The 17,123-nt window shown below is 65.5% G+C and carries 18 protein-coding genes; 8 read left to right on the forward strand and 10 right to left on the reverse strand.

Annotated elements, in window-relative coordinates; genetic code table 11:
* Positions 1-37 precede the first annotated feature (37 nt).
* The 5 genes from H681_RS06140 to H681_RS06160 form a co-directional block, all read right to left on the reverse strand.
* On the reverse strand, positions 38-811 hold the full coding sequence (locus tag H681_RS06140) for an SDR family NAD(P)-dependent oxidoreductase (RefSeq protein WP_015475975.1): 774 nt from the start codon (positions 809-811) through the stop codon (positions 38-40).
* A gap of 256 nt (positions 812-1,067) precedes the next feature.
* Positions 1,068-1,871 (reverse strand): gamma-glutamyl-gamma-aminobutyrate hydrolase family protein, encoded by an 804-nt coding sequence (locus tag H681_RS06145; RefSeq protein ID WP_015475976.1) that lies wholly within the window; start codon positions 1,869-1,871, stop codon positions 1,068-1,070.
* 372 nt (positions 1,872-2,243) lie between these two features.
* Positions 2,244-3,896, reverse strand: a complete 1,653-nt coding sequence (locus H681_RS06150; RefSeq protein ID WP_051070423.1) for a sensor domain-containing diguanylate cyclase — start codon at positions 3,894-3,896, stop codon at positions 2,244-2,246.
* Positions 3,897-4,091: 195 nt separating this feature from the next.
* On the reverse strand, positions 4,092-4,436 hold the full coding sequence (locus tag H681_RS06155) for a hypothetical protein (protein WP_015475978.1): 345 nt from the start codon (positions 4,434-4,436) through the stop codon (positions 4,092-4,094).
* Positions 4,437-4,810: 374 nt separating this feature from the next.
* Positions 4,811-6,139 carry an OprD family porin gene (locus H681_RS06160; protein WP_015475979.1) on the reverse strand — a complete coding sequence of 443 codons (1,329 nt, stop codon included), beginning with the start codon at positions 6,137-6,139 and terminating at the stop codon, positions 4,811-4,813.
* Between the two features lie 443 nt (positions 6,140-6,582).
* Between H681_RS06160 and H681_RS06165 the strand changes: the two genes are divergently transcribed.
* The 5 genes from H681_RS06165 to H681_RS06190 all read left to right on the forward strand — a co-directional run bounded on the left by H681_RS06165 (position 6,583) and on the right by H681_RS06190 (position 10,153).
* Positions 6,583-6,972 (forward strand): RidA family protein, encoded by a 390-nt coding sequence (locus H681_RS06165; protein ID WP_015475980.1) that lies wholly within the window; start codon positions 6,583-6,585, stop codon positions 6,970-6,972.
* 553 nt (positions 6,973-7,525) lie between these two features.
* Complete coding sequence (locus tag H681_RS06175) at positions 7,526-8,044, forward strand: HvfA family oxazolone/thioamide-modified RiPP metallophore (protein WP_015475982.1); 519 nt, start codon at positions 7,526-7,528, stop codon at positions 8,042-8,044.
* A gap of 62 nt (positions 8,045-8,106) precedes the next feature.
* Entirely contained in the window at positions 8,107-8,952 is an 846-nt protein-coding gene (locus tag H681_RS06180) for an HvfB family MNIO-type RiPP peptide maturase (protein ID WP_015475983.1), read from the forward strand.
* A complete protein-coding gene (locus tag H681_RS06185) occupies positions 8,945-9,718 on the forward strand; it encodes an HvfC family RiPP maturation protein (protein ID WP_015475984.1) in 774 nt (257 codons plus the stop codon). The genes H681_RS06180 and H681_RS06185 overlap by 8 nt, the downstream gene beginning before the upstream one ends.
* A gap of 12 nt (positions 9,719-9,730) precedes the next feature.
* Positions 9,731-10,153 (forward strand): organic hydroperoxide resistance protein, encoded by a 423-nt coding sequence (locus H681_RS06190; RefSeq protein ID WP_015475985.1) that lies wholly within the window; start codon positions 9,731-9,733, stop codon positions 10,151-10,153.
* 461 nt (positions 10,154-10,614) lie between these two features.
* On the opposite strand, the gene H681_RS06195 is transcribed toward H681_RS06190, so the two are convergent.
* From H681_RS06195 to H681_RS06210, 4 genes are all read right to left on the reverse strand, one after another.
* Positions 10,615-11,130, reverse strand: coding sequence for an HvfX family Cu-binding RiPP maturation protein (locus tag H681_RS06195; protein WP_015475986.1), 516 nt, complete (start codon positions 11,128-11,130; stop codon positions 10,615-10,617).
* Positions 11,131-11,210: 80 nt separating this feature from the next.
* On the reverse strand, positions 11,211-11,849 hold the full coding sequence (locus tag H681_RS06200; protein WP_015475987.1) for a ferric reductase-like transmembrane domain-containing protein: 639 nt from the start codon (positions 11,847-11,849) through the stop codon (positions 11,211-11,213).
* A 169-nt stretch (positions 11,850-12,018) separates the two neighbouring features.
* The gene (locus H681_RS06205) at positions 12,019-13,329 is read right to left on the reverse strand and encodes an ATP-binding protein (protein ID WP_015475988.1); all 1,311 of its coding nucleotides are present in this window, start codon (positions 13,327-13,329) and stop codon (positions 12,019-12,021) included.
* Complete coding sequence (locus H681_RS06210; protein ID WP_015475989.1) at positions 13,326-14,066, reverse strand: response regulator; 741 nt, start codon at positions 14,064-14,066, stop codon at positions 13,326-13,328. Before H681_RS06210 ends, H681_RS06205 begins: the two co-directional genes overlap by 4 nt.
* Positions 14,067-14,291: 225 nt before the next feature.
* Here H681_RS06210 and H681_RS06215 point away from each other — a divergent pair, with 225 nt between their 5' ends.
* The 3 genes from H681_RS06215 (at position 14,292) to H681_RS26550 (ending at position 16,075) form a co-directional block, all read left to right on the forward strand.
* Positions 14,292-14,564: a DUF2790 domain-containing protein gene (locus H681_RS06215; protein WP_015475990.1), complete on the forward strand. Its 273-nt coding sequence runs from the start codon at positions 14,292-14,294 to the stop codon at positions 14,562-14,564.
* A 94-nt stretch (positions 14,565-14,658) separates the two neighbouring features.
* On the forward strand, positions 14,659-15,873 hold the full coding sequence (locus H681_RS06220; RefSeq protein ID WP_015475991.1) for a cytochrome c biogenesis protein DipZ: 1,215 nt from the start codon (positions 14,659-14,661) through the stop codon (positions 15,871-15,873).
* A complete protein-coding gene (locus H681_RS26550) occupies positions 15,857-16,075 on the forward strand; it encodes a hypothetical protein (RefSeq protein ID WP_162140826.1) in 219 nt (72 codons plus the stop codon). Before H681_RS06220 ends, H681_RS26550 begins: the two co-directional genes overlap by 17 nt.
* Positions 16,076-16,472: 397 nt before the next feature.
* On the opposite strand, the gene H681_RS06225 is transcribed toward H681_RS26550, so the two are convergent.
* Positions 16,473-17,117 (reverse strand): Vgb family protein, encoded by a 645-nt coding sequence (locus H681_RS06225; RefSeq protein ID WP_015475992.1) that lies wholly within the window; start codon positions 17,115-17,117, stop codon positions 16,473-16,475.
* Between the last annotated feature and the right edge of the window lie 6 nt (positions 17,118-17,123).

The raw sequence follows: 17,123 nt of genomic DNA on the forward strand, positions 1-17,123 counted from the left end.
CCGCGAAAACCGGCGGTCTTCGCGGCGTGGCGAGGGGTTACAGGCTGCTCACCAGGTGTCCGCCATCCACCGCGAGCACGGCGCCGGTCATGAAGGCGCCGGCGTCGCTGGCCAGCAGCAGGAAGGGGCCTTCCAGCTCGCGGAGCTGGCCCAGGCGGCGCATGGGCACGGTATCGCGGATATAGGCCTGGCCCTTGTCGCTGTCGAAATAGGCGTCGTTCATTTCCGTCTTGAAGTAGCCCGGCGCGATGGCGTTGACCCGCACCTGGTAGCGTGCCAGCTCCAGGGCCAGGGACTTGCTCAACTGCACTACGCCGGCCTTGGCCGCGCAGTAATGGCTGTAGCCGCCGCCCACGCGCAGGCCGAGGATCGAGGCGATGTTGACGATGCTGCCGCCGCGCTGGGCCTTGGCCAGGCGCTGCGCCGCGCACTGGGCGACGCGCCAGACGCCGTCGAGGTTGGTGGAAAGCATGCTGCGCCAGTCGTCCTCGTTGATCTCCAGCGCGCGCTGGCCATTGCCGATGCCGGCGTTGTTGAGCACCACGTCGACCACGCCGAACTGCGCTTCGGCGCTGTCGAAGGCTGCCTCCACGCTGGCGCGGTCGGTCACGTCCAGCGCCACCGCGAGGGCTTCGCCGCCGTCGTGGCGGATGGCGTCGGCCAGCTGCGCCAGGCGCTCGGTACGCCGTGCGGCCAGTACCACCCTGGCTCCGGCCTGGGCGGCGACCCGCGCCAGATGGGCACCGATACCGCTGGAGGCGCCGGTGATCAGTACGGTCTTGCCGGCCAGGGAGAAGAGGTCGTTGCTCATGGCTATACCTTTGTCGTCAGAGCGAAATCGCTGATCGCCAAGGTTAGCCCGAAGCGCCCTCAAGGGCATGCAGGGTGCGCCATTCGCACCGCGAATGACGAAGCCCCAGGGCTCTTCGTAGGAGCGAGCTTGCTCGCGAACGGCCCAACGCAGGAGCACTACTGAAATCCGTTCGCGAGCAAGCTCGTTCCTACAGGGAGCAGAAAGGAAAAAGCCCGGCGCAAGGGCCGGGCTTTTTCAGGGCGCGGGAAGCGAATCAGGCCGCGAGTGCGCGGGCCTGCTTCTTCTTCACCTGCGCGCGGCAGGCATCGCCGAACGCCTTGAAGATCTTCACCGAGTCGGGGTTCTGCGCGGCCTTCCATTCCGGGTGCCACTGCACCGCGAAGAGGAAGGGCGACAGGGTTGGGGCGTGGATCGCCTCGACCAGGCCGTCTTCGGCATGGGCGATGGGTTCGATGCCCTTGCCGAGGTTCTTCAGGCCCTGGCCGTGCAGCGAATTCACGCGGATCTCGTCGCCCAGCAACTGCTGCAGCCAACTGCCCGGGATCGGACGAACGCCGTGAACCTGGCTGTACTGCACGTCGACCGGGTCTTCGGGATTCTCGCGATGGTCGTTGAAGCCGGGCTCGGCGTAGACCTTCTGGTAGATGTCGCCGCCGAGGGCAACGTTGATTTCCTGCATGCCACGGCAGATGCCGAAGATCGGCAGGCCACGGGCGATGGCGGCCTTGATCAGCGGCATGTCGAAGTTGTCGCGGTCCTTGTCCTGGCCCTTGCCGGGAGTCTCGTTCTCCTGGCCATAGAGCGCCGGATCGATGTTGCTGCCGGCGCCGGTGAGGTACACGCCGTCGGCCATGTCCAGGTATTGCTCGAGGTCTTCGATACCGCAGCAGGTCGGTACCAGCACCGGCACGCACTCGGCCTGTTCGACCAGGGGCACGATGTATTTGTGGGTCATTACCTGATAGTCGTGGCCTTTGCGCTCTTGGCTGCCCATGGACATCAGGACGACGGGTTTGCGGAGGGTCTGTTTCTTGTTGCCAATGTTGCTGTTGGACATATGTCACCTTTGGACGGGCTGCAGCCCATCGTTTTTGTGCAGGCGCGCAGCTGAAGAGCACGCTACCTGAGGTCCCGAGCACTGCCGGGAACGCACAGAAGGCGAAGTTTCCCGGTCGAAACCTGGCTACCAGCCTGCCAGAGCCGTTAAATATGTCAAACGAAATCGCTGATGGGCGTCAAAAATAATGACCGAAGTCTTGTCGAGAAATAAGAGTAAGACTTTGTTTTTTAAGGATTTTTAAAAATAACCAAGCAAAGCAAAAAGTCCATTATTTACAACGTTCGTAAATAATGGTGAAAAATTCTGAACATTTTTTCATGGCAACGGCAGGGCGCGCCGGGCGGCGCGCTCTGCCTCGCGGGTTGCCGCTCAGTCGCACTCGATGCGGTTACGGCCGTTCTGCTTGGCGCGATAGAGCGCGCTGTCGCTGCGCGAAAGGGCGGCCTCGGCGGAGACGTCGTTGGCCTGGAGGGTAGCGACGCCGATGCTGATGCTCAGCGGGATGCGTTCGCAGCCCAGGAGCAGCGGACGGTCGGCCAGTTGCTGCTGCAGGCGCCTGGCGAAGGTCACCGCGCTGCTGACGTCGGCGTCGCCGAGCACGATGGCGAACTCCTCGCCGCCCATGCGTCCGGCGAAATCGATGCGGCGGATCGCCCGCCCGAGAATGCCGGCGAAGTGGCGCAGCGCCTCGTCTCCGATGCCGTGGCCCCAGCGGTCGTTGATGGCCTTGAAGTGGTCCAGGTCGCACATCAGGATCGCGGCGCTGCGCGTCAGCGAACGCTGCACGCGGCCCAGCTCGGCCTCGATCAGTTGCATGAAGTGGCGGCGGTTGGGCAACTGGGTGAGGAAGTCGGTGGTTGCCAGCACCTGTAGCTCGACTTCGATGCGTTTGCGCTCGGTGACGTCGGTGACCAGGCCGTGCCAGATCACGCTGCCGTCGGCCAGGCGCTTGGGCTGGGCGTTGCCCTGGCGCCAGAGGATGCCGCGTCCGGGAAGCTGCACGCGGAACTCATGCCGCCACGGATGCAGCGTCGAGGCGGAGAGGTCCAGCGAGGCGAGGAGCGCGGGCAGGTCGTCCGGGTGGACCCGGTCGTGCAGGACCGCCGCATTACCGCTGATCTGCTCGGCGGTCATGCCGTAGATGTCCATCACACCGGCGCTGACGTAGGGGAAGGTGCTGGTGCCATCGGGCCGGTGCCGGAACTGGAAGACCATGCCGGGGATTTCATCGGTCAGGTCGGTCAGCAGTTCGACGTTCTGCCGCAACTGTTCCGAGACGCTCCGCAACGCGGTGATGTCGGTGGTGGTGCCGATCATGCGCAAGGGGCGGCCGGCATCGTCGCGCTCGATCACCTTGCCGCGGCTGCAGACCCAGATGTAGTGACCATCCTTGTGGCGCAGCCGGTGCTCCACTTCATAGGCCGGGGTGTGGCCGTCGAAGTGTGCGCTGATGGTCGCCTGGACGTAGTCGAGATCGTCGGGGTGAACGCGCGCATAGGCGTCTTCGATGCGCTTGCCGACTTCGTCGTCGGTGTAGCCCAGCAGGGCCTTCCAGCCGGGGGAATAGTGAATCTCGCCGCTGGGGACGTGCCGGTCCCACACGCCGGTACCGCTGCCGGCGATGGCCAGTGCCAGGCGTCGTTCATCGGGGCGCTCCAGCAGTTCCCGGGCGATGCTGGCGGCATCGTCCAGCGCGCCGCGCGCGGCGACATCCAGTGCGCGTGGTTGGTTGTCCAGCACGCACAGCCAGCCGAGGGCGGCGCCGTCGGCGGCATGCAGGACGACGACCGCCAGCGGGTACAGGTCGGCTTCGCGGGTGCGCAGGGGAGCCGAAGCGGCATTCAGGCAAAGCAGGGTGGCGAAGGATTGCGCCGCTTCGCGGGCCAGGCCATCGAAACCCAGCAGGCGGCCGTGGACGTCGGCCAGCAAGGCGGCGGCCGCGCCGAGTGGATAGCGGGCAAGGCGTAGGAGACTGTCGAATCGCCCGTACTCCTGAACATCAGGATCACTGGAAGTTTGCATCGGATGGCTGCTTCTTCACCGGAGAGTGGGGGCGTTTCCCTGTCTGGCGGAGGGGCGGGGGGCCTCGCGTCCGGCAGATGGCCCTATGAGATCACGCGCGGGCACGCGCCACAATCTCCACATGAAGGACGGGCGACGAGTGAACTGATGACCCGCGTCCGCCACGCTGCGTGCGCAGCGCGGGGCACAGGTCGATTAGCCCAGGAGTTGGTCGATCAGGACGGCATTGGTGTAGATCAGGCTGCCATCGCTGGCCCGGTGGCCGACCAGGTGGAAGTGCCCGCGCTGGTCGCCGTGGCTCAGGTAGACGCGGTACTGGCAATCGGAGAGCGGGCCGAAGCCTTCGGGCATCTTCAGGTCGAGGTTGTCCAGGTCGGCGTCCACCATCACGTCATGCGCCCCACTGTTCTGCAGGTATTCCTCGGCGTGTTCCAGGCGCAGGTGGTCGGCATCGCTGACGAAGAAGTGGATGTCTTCCAGCGGGGTGGGTTTCTGGTCGGGGCGGGTCTTGCACCAGCCTTCGAGAGTCATCGCGCTCATGGTAGTGGCCTCCTTCAGCTATGTGGGCATTCGGATTGCCGCGACTGTCTCTGTTTTGACCGCCGATGTTCCCGTGTGATTCCGCCAGGAGTGCGCCAGCGATGGGCGGGCATAAAAAAAACCGCTCCAGGGAGCGGTTCGGAAGGACGTTGAAGGAGCAATCACAATATCAACGTCAGGAGTCATCTTTCGATAATCGGCAAGAGACGATATCGAAAGCGGGAAAGATGGTGGGGACTCTAGAAAGTTTGCCGGAGTGGATAAACCCCGATCCGGGGAAGAGACTTTATATCGCAGTGCAATAATGGACGATGAAATAGCAAGGGCAACTCTCGAATGAATCCGAAAGTTGCCCTTTGATTATTCGCGCCGAATTACAGGATCGACAGCGGATAATCGACGATCAGACGCAGTTCGTTGTTGTCGGACTCGCCCTGATCGGTATTGGAGCGGTGGAAGGCCTGGCGCAGGCGGAAGGACATGTCCTTCACCGGGCCGGACTGCACGACGTACTTGGCTTCGAAGTCGGTTTCGTGGTGCTTGCCGTCTTCACCGTACATGCCGACGTACCGGCCGTTCGGGTCGGCGTGGGTGCCGTCGATGTTGTCGCCGTTGATGTAGCGGGCCATGAAGCTCAGGCCGGGTACGCCGTAGGTGTCCATCGCCAGGTCGTAGCGTGCCTGCCAGGAGCGTTCGCCCGGGCCGTTGAAGTCGGAGAACTGCACGGAGTTGGCGAGGAAGATCGAGTCGCCGCCGGCGCCCGAGCCGTTGTCGCCGAAGCCCACGTAGTCGAACGGGGTGTCGCCGTGGACCTTCTGGAAGGCCAGGGTGACGGTGTGCGCCTGCAGGAAGGCGTACGCGGCTGCCAGCGACCAGGTGGTGTTGCTGATCTCGCCGGCCTTGGCCTGGCCGTAGTCATTGGTGCGGTAGATGTTGAAATCCAGGCCCAGCGACTGGTCGCCGCCCAGCGGCTGCAGGTAGTTCACGTTGGCGTAGTACTGGCGCCAGATGTCCTCGAACTCGGAACCGTACAGCGAGACGTTCAGGTTGTCGGTGATCGCGTACAGGCCGCCGACATAGTCGACGCTGTCGGCTTCGACGTCCGCGTAGGTCGCGTACAGGCCGCCGTCGTGGCTGGTGGTGATCGGGCTGGTACCAGCGGTGAAGTGGCCGGCTTCCAGGTCCAGGCCCTCGATTTCGCTGCTCAGCAGGTTGAAGCCCGACGCGGTTTGTGGAATCAGGCGGCTGCCGCCGGCGGCGAACACCGGTGCGACCGGCTGCATGTCGCCGAATTTCAGCTCGGTCTTGGAAATACGCACCTTCAGCGCGCCACCGGCCTTGCCGTAGTCGTCCTCGGGCTTGCCGTGGTTGTCCACCGGCAGGTTGCCGGTGCCGGTACGGCCGCCGCCGGCGTCGAGCTTGATGCCCAGGTAGCCGAAGGCGTCCACGCCGAAACCGACGGTGCCCTGGGTGTAGCCGGAGGAGAAGTTGGCGAGGAAGCCCTGGGTCCAGTCGCGGTTATCGGCGGTGTGATTCTTGCCGTCGTGGTCGTAGTAGTAGTTGCGCAGCAGCACGTCGAACTTGGCATCGTCGACGAAGCCCTTGGCATCGGCCTGGTCGGTGACGAAGGGTTCGGCGCTGGCGAACTGGCTGGCGGCGGCGGAAACGGCAAGCACGATGGCGCTGCGTTTGAGGTGCTTCATGGATATTGCCCCTAGAGTCTTGGAGAACCGGCCTGTTCAATTGCGTGAGGGCCGGAATTTTTATAGGCAGGCACAATGAATCCGATCATGGAATAACCACGGCGGAAATCGCAGGAAGTTGCGTTGGCATTGTTGCAATCAACTTTCCCCGGCCCGCTCCAGGCAGGGAAAAGCCAGCGTCATAATGCCGAAAGAGTGCCCGGTTTAAATAACGGATTGTGAAAAGGTCTATATCCCAAACTGTAATAATCCTCGCGGGAAGTTCTTGGAAAATATGGTCCGCCTATACGATGGATGTATTGACTGGCGACAAAAATAAAGGGTCTGGGCGAGGTGGAAGGTCGCCGTCCGGCGTGGCGGCGAGGGGAGCAATGAGGCTAAGCTGCGCGTCCCGGGCGGGCCGAACGGGCACCGCTCATACACCCGATAGTAGAGAGCATCTCATGGCGCAGAATGACAGCCCCTTCTTCATTCCCGACGCGGACCCCGAATCCATCTCTTCCGACGTGGCCGGCTTCGGCGGCCTGCTGGTTTCCACGCAGATCCCCACCCGCGAGGACGGCAGCCTGGAGCTGGGCGACATCAAGGCCCAGAGCGAGGCCACCCTGCGCAGCCTGAAGGTCGCGCTGGAAAAGGCCGGCAGCGGCCTGGAGCACGTCCTGCACCTGACCATCTACCTGACCAGCATGGCCGAGCGCGCCGCCTTCAACGAGGTGTACTGCAGCTTCTTCGGCAAGCCTTATCCGGTGCGCGCCGCCGTTGGTGTGTCCGAGCTGGCCTTCGATGGCATGAAGGTGGAAGTCACCGCCATCGCCGCGCGGCGCGCGGGCTGATTACCCCGAACATGGCCCGCGCTGCTCCTGCAAAAGCGCCCGAAGCCGACCCGCTCTTGTAGGAGCTAGCTTGCTCGCGAACGGATTCGCCAGCAGCCCCGAAGCCGGGCGCTGCGCTCCCGTAGGAGCAACTGTCTTCTATCGGGGAAATCCGTACCAGCGCTTCCCCCTCACCCCAACCCTTTCCCTCAGGGAGAGGGGGCAGACCGTGCCGACTGAGACCGAGATTTCCTCCTGCACCGAACGGTCCCCTCTCTCGCTCCTGCACGCATCAGCCCCACGAAGGGCTGACACGGTCCCGCACCCGGCCACGCCACCGAGCCAACCGTTCCCGCCCATGTATTCCTTTGTATCCGCCATCCCCTGAGCGGGCACTGGCATACAAAAGACTCCCGCTCCAGATACGCCGGCGATACATCGCTACGGCGAAATAGCCCTACCCGAACGAGCAACGCGACGGCAGGGCAGAACCTCCAGCGCGCTTCGTTCCAGGGATTCCGCCATCAAGGCATGAACCGGCGCGTGAATGCGCCCAAGCATCTGGAGAAGCACCATGACGCGTATTTCGAAAACCCAACTCGGCTTGCTCGCTGTCGCCCTGACCGGCGGACTGAACATGGCGTCCTCCGCCTTCGCCGTCGAAGCGCTGCCGCAGGGCTACCAGTTGGCCTCCGCCGCCAAGACCGGGGAGGGCAAGTGTGGCGAGGGCAAGTGCGGCGCCACCGAGACCAAGACCAAGGCCACCCAGGGTGAAGGCAAGTGCGGCGAGGGCAAATGCGGTGCCGCCGGTGCCCAGGCCAAGGCCACCGGCGCCGAGGGCAAGTGCGGTGAAGGCAAGTGCGGCGATGCCTCCTTCGCCCGTACCGACACCGACCACGACGGCCGCGTCTCCCGCGCCGAACTGCTGGCCGTGGCGCCCAAGGCCAACGCCGAGTTCGATGCCATCGACGCCAACCACGACGGTTATCTCTCCGAGGGCGAGGTCTACCAGTTCCGCAAGAATCAGTTCGACGCCAACGGCAAACCGTTCCCGTCCGATCTGTACAGCAAGCTGAGCCAGGCCAGGAACTGACACGCGCCGACAGCCTCCCCGCGCCGCTGGCCGGGGAGGGCACTTCGCCAAGGAGACCGCCCATGAGCACTTCCGTATCCCTGCAAGGAGCCGGCCTCGGCCTGCGCCGCGCGCTGCTGCCCGACCTGCTGACGATGGACGCCGGTGCCGTCGACTTCCTCGAATGCGCCCCGGACAACTGGATCGGCGTCGGTGGCTCCTACGGCGAAGGCCTGGTCCGCCTGGCCGAACGCTTCCCGTTGTCCTGCCACGGCCTGTCGCTGTCCCTCGGCGGCCCCGAGCCTCTGGACCACGTCTTCCTGGGGCGCATCCGCGGGTTCCTCGACCAGCACAACGTCCCGCTGTTCAGCGAACACCTGAGCTACTGCTCCGACGAAGGCCACCTCTACGACCTGATTCCCATACCCTTCACCGACGAAGCCGTGCGCCACATTGCCGGCCGCATCCGTGAAGTGCAGGACGTCCTCGGCCGCCGCATCGCCGTGGAAAACATCTCCTACTACGCCGCGCCCTACCAGGCACTGAGCGAAATCGACTTCCTCCGCGCGGTGCTCAGCGAGGCCGACTGCGACCTGCTACTGGACGTCAACAACCTCTACGTCAACGCCCACAACCACGGCTACGATGCCGCCGGGTTCCTCGCCCGCGTACCGGCGGAGCGCGTCGTCTGCCTGCACGTCGCCGGGCACTACGACGAGGCGCCGGACCTGAAGATCGACACCCACGGCGCTGCCGTGAAGGACGACGTGTGGAGCCTGCTGGCCAGCGCCTACCAGCACCTGGGCAGGGTGCCGACCCTGCTGGAGCGCGACTTCAACCTGCCGCCGCTGGCCGAGCTGCTGGGCGAGATCGGGCACATTCGTGGCCTGCAGTCCGCCGCGCAATCGAAGGCGGTGCGCCATGACTGAGAGCCTGCGCGAACAGCAATTGCGCATGACCCGCTTCATCCGGAACCCGCAGGCCCATGAGCCGCCGCCGGGCATCGAAGCGCGGCGCCTGGCGGTCTACCGGCAGCTGTTCTTCGGCAACCTGCAATCGTTGCTGGCCGGCAACTTCCCGGTGCTCCACGCCAGCCTGCCACGCGAGCAGTGGCAGGGGCTGACCGAGGACTTCTACGCCGTTTTCCACTGCCGGACACCGTTGTTCACCGAGGTTGCCGGCGAGTTCGTCGACTACCTGGAAGGGCGCGCCGGCCAGCCCGGCTGGGTGGCCGAACTGGCCCACTACGAATGGATCGAGACCGCGCTGTTGCTCAGCGACAAGGCCGAACCGGACCACGATCCGGACGGCGACCTGCTCGACGGCGTGCCGTTGCTGTCCAGCCTCGCCGCGCCACTGGCCTATGCCTGGCCGGTCAGCCATATCGGTCCCGACGACATTCCGTCGGAAATGCCGGCCGAACCCACGCTGCTGCTGGCTCGCCGGGGCGCCGATCTGCAGGTGCATTTCTCGCGCCTGGCGCCGCTGGCCCATGCCCTGCTGGTATCGCTGCAACAGTGGCAGCTTAGCGGCCGCGAACACCTCAAGGCGCTGGCGGAGATCGCCGGCGTCGAACCGGCCGCCATCGAAGGACAGGGCATCGCCCTGCTGCGCAGCCTGAAAGAACAGGGCGTGGTGCTCGGCACCCGCCCCAACTGCGGCGCTCCACGTCGTTCACCATTGGCTCGCTTCTGAAGGAGAAGCATCATGACCGATACCCTGGCAACCGTGATCTACACCGCCCACACCCACACCACCGGCGGCCGCGACGGACGCGGCCAGACCGTCGATGGTGAACTGGACCTGCCGCTGAGCCCGCCCGGCTCCGGCCGTCCCGGCACCAACCCCGAGCAACTGTTCGCCGTCGGCTGGTCCGCCTGCTTCATCGGCGCCCTGCGCCGCGCGGGGCAGAAGTACAACCTTCGTCTTCCCAATGACGTGGCGGTGGACGCCGAAGTTTCCCTGGGCAACACCGACGACGGTGGTTTCGCTCTGGCCGCCCAACTCACCGTGCACCTGCCCGGCCTGACGGTGGAGGACAAGGCGAAACTGGTGGCCGAGGCGCACCAGATCTGCCCGTACTCCAGGGCGACTCGCGGCAACATCGAGGTCGGGTTCGTCATTCCCTGATCGCGGTTATCCACAGCCTGGCCCGCGCACCGTCATCGGTGCGCGGGCTTTTTGCTTTCTGTTGTTCGTAGGCGCGGGCTTGCTCGCGAACCTGCCCAGCGTTGGCGTCGCCGGGAAATCCGTTCGCGGGCCAGCTCGCCCCTACCGTTTGGGCCCGCCTCCGGCCGTTTGGATCGAGCCCGCCTATGGCTGTGTGCTTCCTTGTGGGCGCGGGCGATGCCCGCGATCGCGGACAAAGTCCGCTCCTACAGGTGGGGCCTGCGTCGGTGTTGGCGCGCGTGAACGTATGAATCGAACGCACCCGCAGGAGGGGGCGCGCAGCGATACCCAGGCTGCCGTGCACATGGCTGGACGCGTGGCACCCCAGTCCTCCACGGCAGCACGACCGTTGCGCGGACAAATGAAAACGCCCTCTCCAATGGAGAGGGCGTTTCTGTCGAGCCGCCGGATGGCGAAAGCGATCAGTCGATCCGCGAACCCCCCAGGAAGCGCCGTGCCAGGCCATCCACGCTCAGCGCCCCAGAGCCCTTCAGCAGCAGCGGCAGCAACGCCACCAGATAGATCAGCGGCAGCTTGTAGTTGCCGAACCCGTGGTCGGTGATCGAGTATCCCTGGGCCAGCTCGGCCAGGCTCGACCATTGCGCCGGCCAGTGCACGGCGGCGATGGCGACGAGGGTCACGACGATCAGTGAGGCCGAGGCGAAGCGGGTCGCCAGGCCCAGCAGTAGCAGGACCGGTGCGATCAGCTCGGCCCACATTGACACCTGCCAGTCGAAGCCGGCGGAGAAGTGGTTGAAGGGGAAGGGGAAGCTGGCGTGGATCTGTTCGAACCAGTTGTCGCCGTGCCATTTCTCCAGGCCCGATTCGAAGAACTCCCAGGCCAGGAACAGCCGCAGGGGAATGTCCCAGCTCCAGGTGGCGAGACGGTCGAGTTGGTCGAAGGCGGTCTTGAGCGGATTCAGGGTGAGCAGGATCATGGTGCACCTCATGGGCAAGGTCGTGGGCAAGGCAGGGGCGGCCGGGCGATGGTTTCGCCCGGTCGCGGGGGAAGTCGGAGTCACGCGTTCGGCAGGGCCGGGCGGACGCTACGGCGCAGGCGTCCGGCCAGCTTGGCGATCAGCTTGAAGGCGAGGGCGCTGAAGATCAGGCCGAAGCCCAGCGGGTACCAGGAGCCCATCGGCAGGCGCTTGTAGAAGGACAGGAGGAACACCCCGGCGATCACCCAGGTGCCGGTGCTGTGCAGGCCCTTCCAGAGGCGGAAGCCGAGCAGCTTTACCGCAGCGGGGAAGGAAGTGATCGTCAGCAGGATGATGAACAGGTAGCCGATGGAGCCGGGGATGTTCGCAGCGGCGCTGCGGCCGTGCCAGAAAGTCTCGGGGAAGAACTTCACGTAGAGGAGGATCAGCACCGCGTGCACGGCGTGGGAGAAGGCGAAGGCCAGGCCGAGGAAGCGTCGTTCGCGCAGCAGGCCACGGGTGAAGGCGCTCGGCACCAGCGCCGCCAGGGACGAGGCGAGGAAGGTGGCGAGGAACAGCGCGAAGGAGGTGCGGGCGGTGACGCGGATCGAACTGCGCAGCGCTTCCACCCATTGCGGCTGCGCCCACAGGGCCAGCGCGGTGACGATCAGCACCAGCAGCGAGAGCAGGGAGAACAGGCGCCAGCCCTGCAGGCTGGCGGTTTCGACGGGACGGTTCATGGCAGGCTCCGAAGTGTGAACGCGGCGTGCGGGATGCCGCCGCGATTCGTGGAGCCATGCTGTCAACGGGCCTTATCTCGGATGTGTCCGGTAAAGCCCGTCATGTATCGCTTTGTACATTCCTTTCATGGGCGTTCCTTTCACGGGCAAGCCTTTCGCGAGCAAGGTGTCAGGCGGTGGGGCGCAGTTCCAGTTGCGCACACAGCCCGCCGGTCGCGCGGTTGGACAGGCTCAGCGTGCCGCCCAGCGCCTGGCTCAGTTGCTGGGCGATCGCCAGCCCCAGGCCGGTGCCGCCGGTGCTGCGGTTGCGCGAGCTCTCCACCCGGTAGAAGGGTTTCACCACGTCTTCCAGCTCTGCCTCGGGGATGCCGGGGCCCTCGTCCAGTACACGAACACACACGACGCCCTGGCTATCGCGTTCGACTTCCACCTGGGCGGAGCCACCGAATTTCAGCGCGTTGTCCACCAGGTTGGTGAGCACCCGGCGCAGTGCGTGCGGGCGGGTTTCCAGCACGGCGTGGCTGTTGCCGCGCAGCTCCACGGCCTGGCCGCTGTCCTGGTAGTCGAGCACCAGGCTGTCGAGGAATGCATCGAGGTTGACCTTCACCGCCGCCTCGCTGGCGCCGTCCATGCTGCGGGCGTAGGCAACGCCTTCGCGGACCAGGTGCTGCATTTCTTCCAGGTCGCTCCACAGGCGCTCGCGCTCGGGCGAGTCGTCCATCTGCTCGACGCGCAGCTTCATCCGCGTGATGGGTGTCTGCAGGTCGTGGGAGATGGCGGCGAGCAGTTGCATGCGCTCCTTCAGGTAGGCGCCGATGCGGCCTTGCAACGCATTGAAGGCGCGGGCCGCGTAGGCGACTTCGCTGGGGCCGCGTTCGTCCAGTTCCGGCGCCGGGGCGTCAGGGTCGAGGTGGTCCACGGCTTGCGCCAGGTGCGTCAGCGGACGGATGGCCAGGCGCACGGCGATCCAGGTGCAGAACAGCAACAGCGCCAGTTGCACGATCAGCACCCAGGGCAACCACTGCGCCACCGGCACGCCCTTGGGCGTCACGTCGATGGTCAGCGGGCTGCCGTCCCTCAGTTTCAAGTGCACCTGGAAGTGCGGGATGGAGCCGGGAATGTTCTCGAAACGCAGCGGGTAGCGCGGCCCGACGACATCGGCAATGGAGGTGGCGGCCATCGGCGCCTGCGCCATGTTCATCGGCTCGCCCGGTTGGCCTTCGCTCAGCAGGTAGCGGTAGTTGGGCCGCTGCACCATCGGCAGCCACGCCTCGCGTTCATCTTTCGGCAGGCGGTCGAGCAGGGCGACGGCGGTGCTGACATCGGTTTCCAGGTTGCCCAGCATCATGTTGCGCGCGCTCTGGTAGCGCTCGTAGAACTGCGAGCAGAACGACAGGCTGTAGGCGAACACCAGTCCGGCGAGGAAGATCAGCGCCAGGCGTGCGGCCAGCGTGCGTGGCCAGTGCAGGACGGATTTCATTCGTTGGGCTCGAGCAGTTCGACCGCGAGGGCGAAGACATAGCCTTCGCTGCGCACCGTCTTGATGTAGGCCGGCTCGCGGGCGTCATCCAGCAGGCGCTGGCGCAGGCGGCTGACCAGCAGGTCGATGGAGCGGTCGAAGATGTCCGCTTCGCGGCCCTGGGTGAGGTTCAGCAGCTGCTCGCGGCTGAGCACCCGCTGCGGGTGATCGACGAACACCCGCAGCAGACGGTATTCGGCGCCGCTCAGGGCGACCAGGGTGCCGTCCTCGTCGAGCAGGTGGCGCGCGGTGGTGTCCAGTTTCCAGCGGCCGAAGCCGATCAGCCGGCTGGCCTCGCTGACCTGCAGGTTCGGCGGCAGCATGCGGGTGCGCCGCAGTACGGCATTGATCCGCGCCAGCAGCTCACGGGCGGAGAAGGGCTTGGTGAGGTAGTCGTCGGCGCCCATTTCCAGGCCGATGATGCGGTCGGTCTCGTCGTTGCGCGCAGTGAGCATCAGCACCGGGGTGGACTTGTGCTTGCCCACGCGCAGCTCGCGGCACAGTTTCAGGCCGTCGTCGCCGGGCATCATGATGTCGAGGACGATCAGGTCGACCGTGTTGCCGTCGAGGAAGGCGCGCATCTGCCGGCCGTCCGCCGCCAGGCTCACGCGCAGGCCGTTCTTCTTCAGGTAGTTGCCGACCAGCTCGCGGATCTCGCGGTCGTCATCGACGATCAGTACGTGATCGACATGGTCCATGCCGGTTCCTCGTTCGTAGTGGGTTGAAACGAGTGTATAGCGCCGCGCCGCGCTTGCCTGCCGGGCTTTGTATTGCACTGTATCCAGGGCCGCCGGCGATACCCGGCGCCGCAAACCCAGGGCTGGCGCGACACAAGCCCGATACCTCCTGAGCGTGAAATGGGTACCAACGGCGAGGCACACAGCCGCCGCCGGGCAAACCCGACACAGGACAGGAGAACCACCATGAAAGCCATCCAGCTCGCCAACGCTTGCCTCTTCGCTGCCATCGCCGCCTTCGCCAGCTTCGGCGCCCAGGCTGCCGATACCCAACCCGCCGAGCAGTACCACTACGGTCAGAAACTGGATGTGAAGCGCGTCCTGGCCATCCACGAAGAGAGCGCCTCGCCGTTCGACTGCGGCATCGTCGACGCCCGCATGGATTACCTGGATTCCAACGGCCAGCCGCGCAGCCTGGCCTATCGCAAGTTCGCCACCAACTGCAACGAAGGCGGCTGATTCCCCTGAAGCCGCGGCCACGGACGGCCTCGGCGTTCATTCCCTGGCGTTCATTCATTGCGACCCCACGGGCCGGCGGCTCACTGAGGTACCCATGCTGCTCATCGCCTTTCTCGGCGGGGCGCTGACCCTGCTCAGCCCCTGCATCCTTCCCGTACTGCCCTTGTTGCTGCAGCGCGCCGGCGGCCCGGCGTGGTCGCCGTGGGTCACGTTGCTGGGCCTGGCCAGCGGCTTCGCGGTGCTGGCGAGCCTGGCGACCGTCTCCAGCAACTGGGTGATCGCCGCCAGCGAGTGGGGGCGCTACGTCGCCCTCGCGCTGCTGTCGGTTTCCGCGGTTGCGTTGCTCTGGCCGCGCTTCGGCGACACTCTGGCCAAGCCCTGGACGTGGATCGGCGATCGCCTGCAGGGCGAATCCCGGCGCCTGCCGCCGGCGCTTTCCGCGTGGCTGCCGGGCTTCGCCGCCGGCTTGCTGTGGGCGCCCTGCGCCGGGCCTGTGCTCGGGCTGATTCTCTCCGGCGCCATGCTGCAAGGGCCGAGTGCGCAGACCAGCCTGCTGTTGTTCGCCTATGGCCTGGGCAGTGCCACCGTACTGGGCATCGTGCTCTTCGCCGGTCGCCGCCTGATGCGGCATCTGCGCCCGCGCATGGCGGTCATCGAAGGCCTGCGCCGTGCCACTGGCGTGCTCGCCCTGCTGGCCGTGGTCGGCATCGCCAGCGGTGCCAGCGCACAACTGGCTTCCGGCAGCTCATCCACGCTGGTGAACAGCCTGGAGCGCAAGGTCGTCGAGGGCGTGCCCGTACTGCTCACCCGGCTCATGCCCGGCGACACCGCCCAGGGCGCCGAACGCCTGCCCGACCTCGGCCCGGCTCCGGAACTGCTAGGCGCCGTGGAGTGGATCAACAGCCCCGAACTGCACCTGCGTGACCTGCGCGGCAAGGTGGTGCTGATCGACTTCTGGACCTACGACTGCATCAACTGCCAGCACAGCCTGCCGTACGTGAACGCCTGGGCGAAGACGTACGCCGACCAGGGCCTGGTGGTGATCGGCGTGCACACGCCGGAATACCCCTACGAACGCATCCCGGCCAACGTCCGCGAAGCGGTGAAGAAACACGACATCCACTACCCCGTGGCGCTGGACAACCAGTACCGCATCTGGAATGCCTTCGGTAACCAGTACTGGCCGGCGCACTACCTCATCGATGCCCAGGGGCGGATTCGCTACCTGGCGATCGGGGAGGGCGGCTATGGGGAGCAGGAGGCGGTGATCAAGGCGTTGTTGAAGGAGCGTGATGGCGCTGCTGGATAAAGCGGCTAGGTTGCCGAGTTGCCAGGGGCTGGCCGAACCCGTTCCTCCTTTTCGCGTGATCGAAGTAGCAATTGTCGGCTCCATTGCAGAACAGGCAGGCGGTAACAATGAAGTCTTCGTTGTCGCGGTTCGGATCTCCTGTGGGGAGCAGATGATCCCAGGAAAGTGCAAGCCAATTAGCGAACGACAAGGGTCCGTCTAGGTCGCAGTAGCGGCAGACGAAATGGTCGCGTTTATGGACGTTATGGGAGTACCCGCGGAGGGAGTCGTTGAACTTCTGCATCGTTGTTCCCTGTCGACGGTTTCGGTCCCGGCGATTGAGTTGGGAGTGCCAATCGCCAAGTCGTGGGAGTACGCACGGTACCGCAGGGCTCCCACACACAAATACACTGGTTTCGAATCGTTTTCGGGCTACTAGAGTCAGTTGGAGGCTTTTGGTGATTAGCGGGGTCCGCCTCGCTCTTCGGCGGGGTGAGCAGCGGAGCGACGAAACGCCGGTGCCCTACGGTCTGTTGCGGTAGAGCGGGCAGGTGAGTCCGGGGCACCTGGCCCACGCATTCGTGGTGAGCCAGGAGCGTGTTGTTGGTGACGGTCCTCTGTCAGGCCGTGCCCCGCGCCGGACGCCGCACCGCGCGCAGCTTGCCGCTGCCGCCACCGCCGCAGAAGAAGCGCTCGCCACCGTCGGACTCCAGCCCGGACACGCCGATGCCGGCCGGCATTTCCACGCTTTCCAGGACGTCGCCGCTGCCGGGGTCGATGCGCCGGATGTCACTCTGCTCGTTCTCCCAGGTGCCGTGCCAGAGCTCACCGTCGACCCAGGAAACCCCGGTGACGAAGCGGTTGGATTCCAGCGTACGCAGTACTTTTCCGCTGTCCGGGTCGATCTGGTGGATCTTCCGTTCGCGGTACTGCCCGACCCAGAGCGTGCCTTCGGCCCAGGCCAGGCCCGAATCCTCGCCGTTGCCGGGAGCGGGAATGCTGGCGAGGATTTCGCCAGTCGCCGGGTCGATCTTCTGGATGCGCGCGTCGGTGATCTGGTACAGGTGCCGGCCATCGAAGGCCGTTCCGGCATCGCCGGGGGTGTCCAGGGTGCGGACGGTTTCGCCGCTGTCCGGGTCGAGGGCGACCAGCCGTTCACCCGCGGCGAACCAGACGCGTTCGCCATCGAAGGTGACGCCGTGTACCGCGTCGACTCCGGGGAAGGGACCGAACTCGCCGAGGATCTCGGCTGTTGAACGCTTCATCTGACA

This window comes from Pseudomonas sp. ATCC 13867, assembly GCF_000349845.1.
Classification (GTDB): domain Bacteria; phylum Pseudomonadota; class Gammaproteobacteria; order Pseudomonadales; family Pseudomonadaceae; genus Pseudomonas.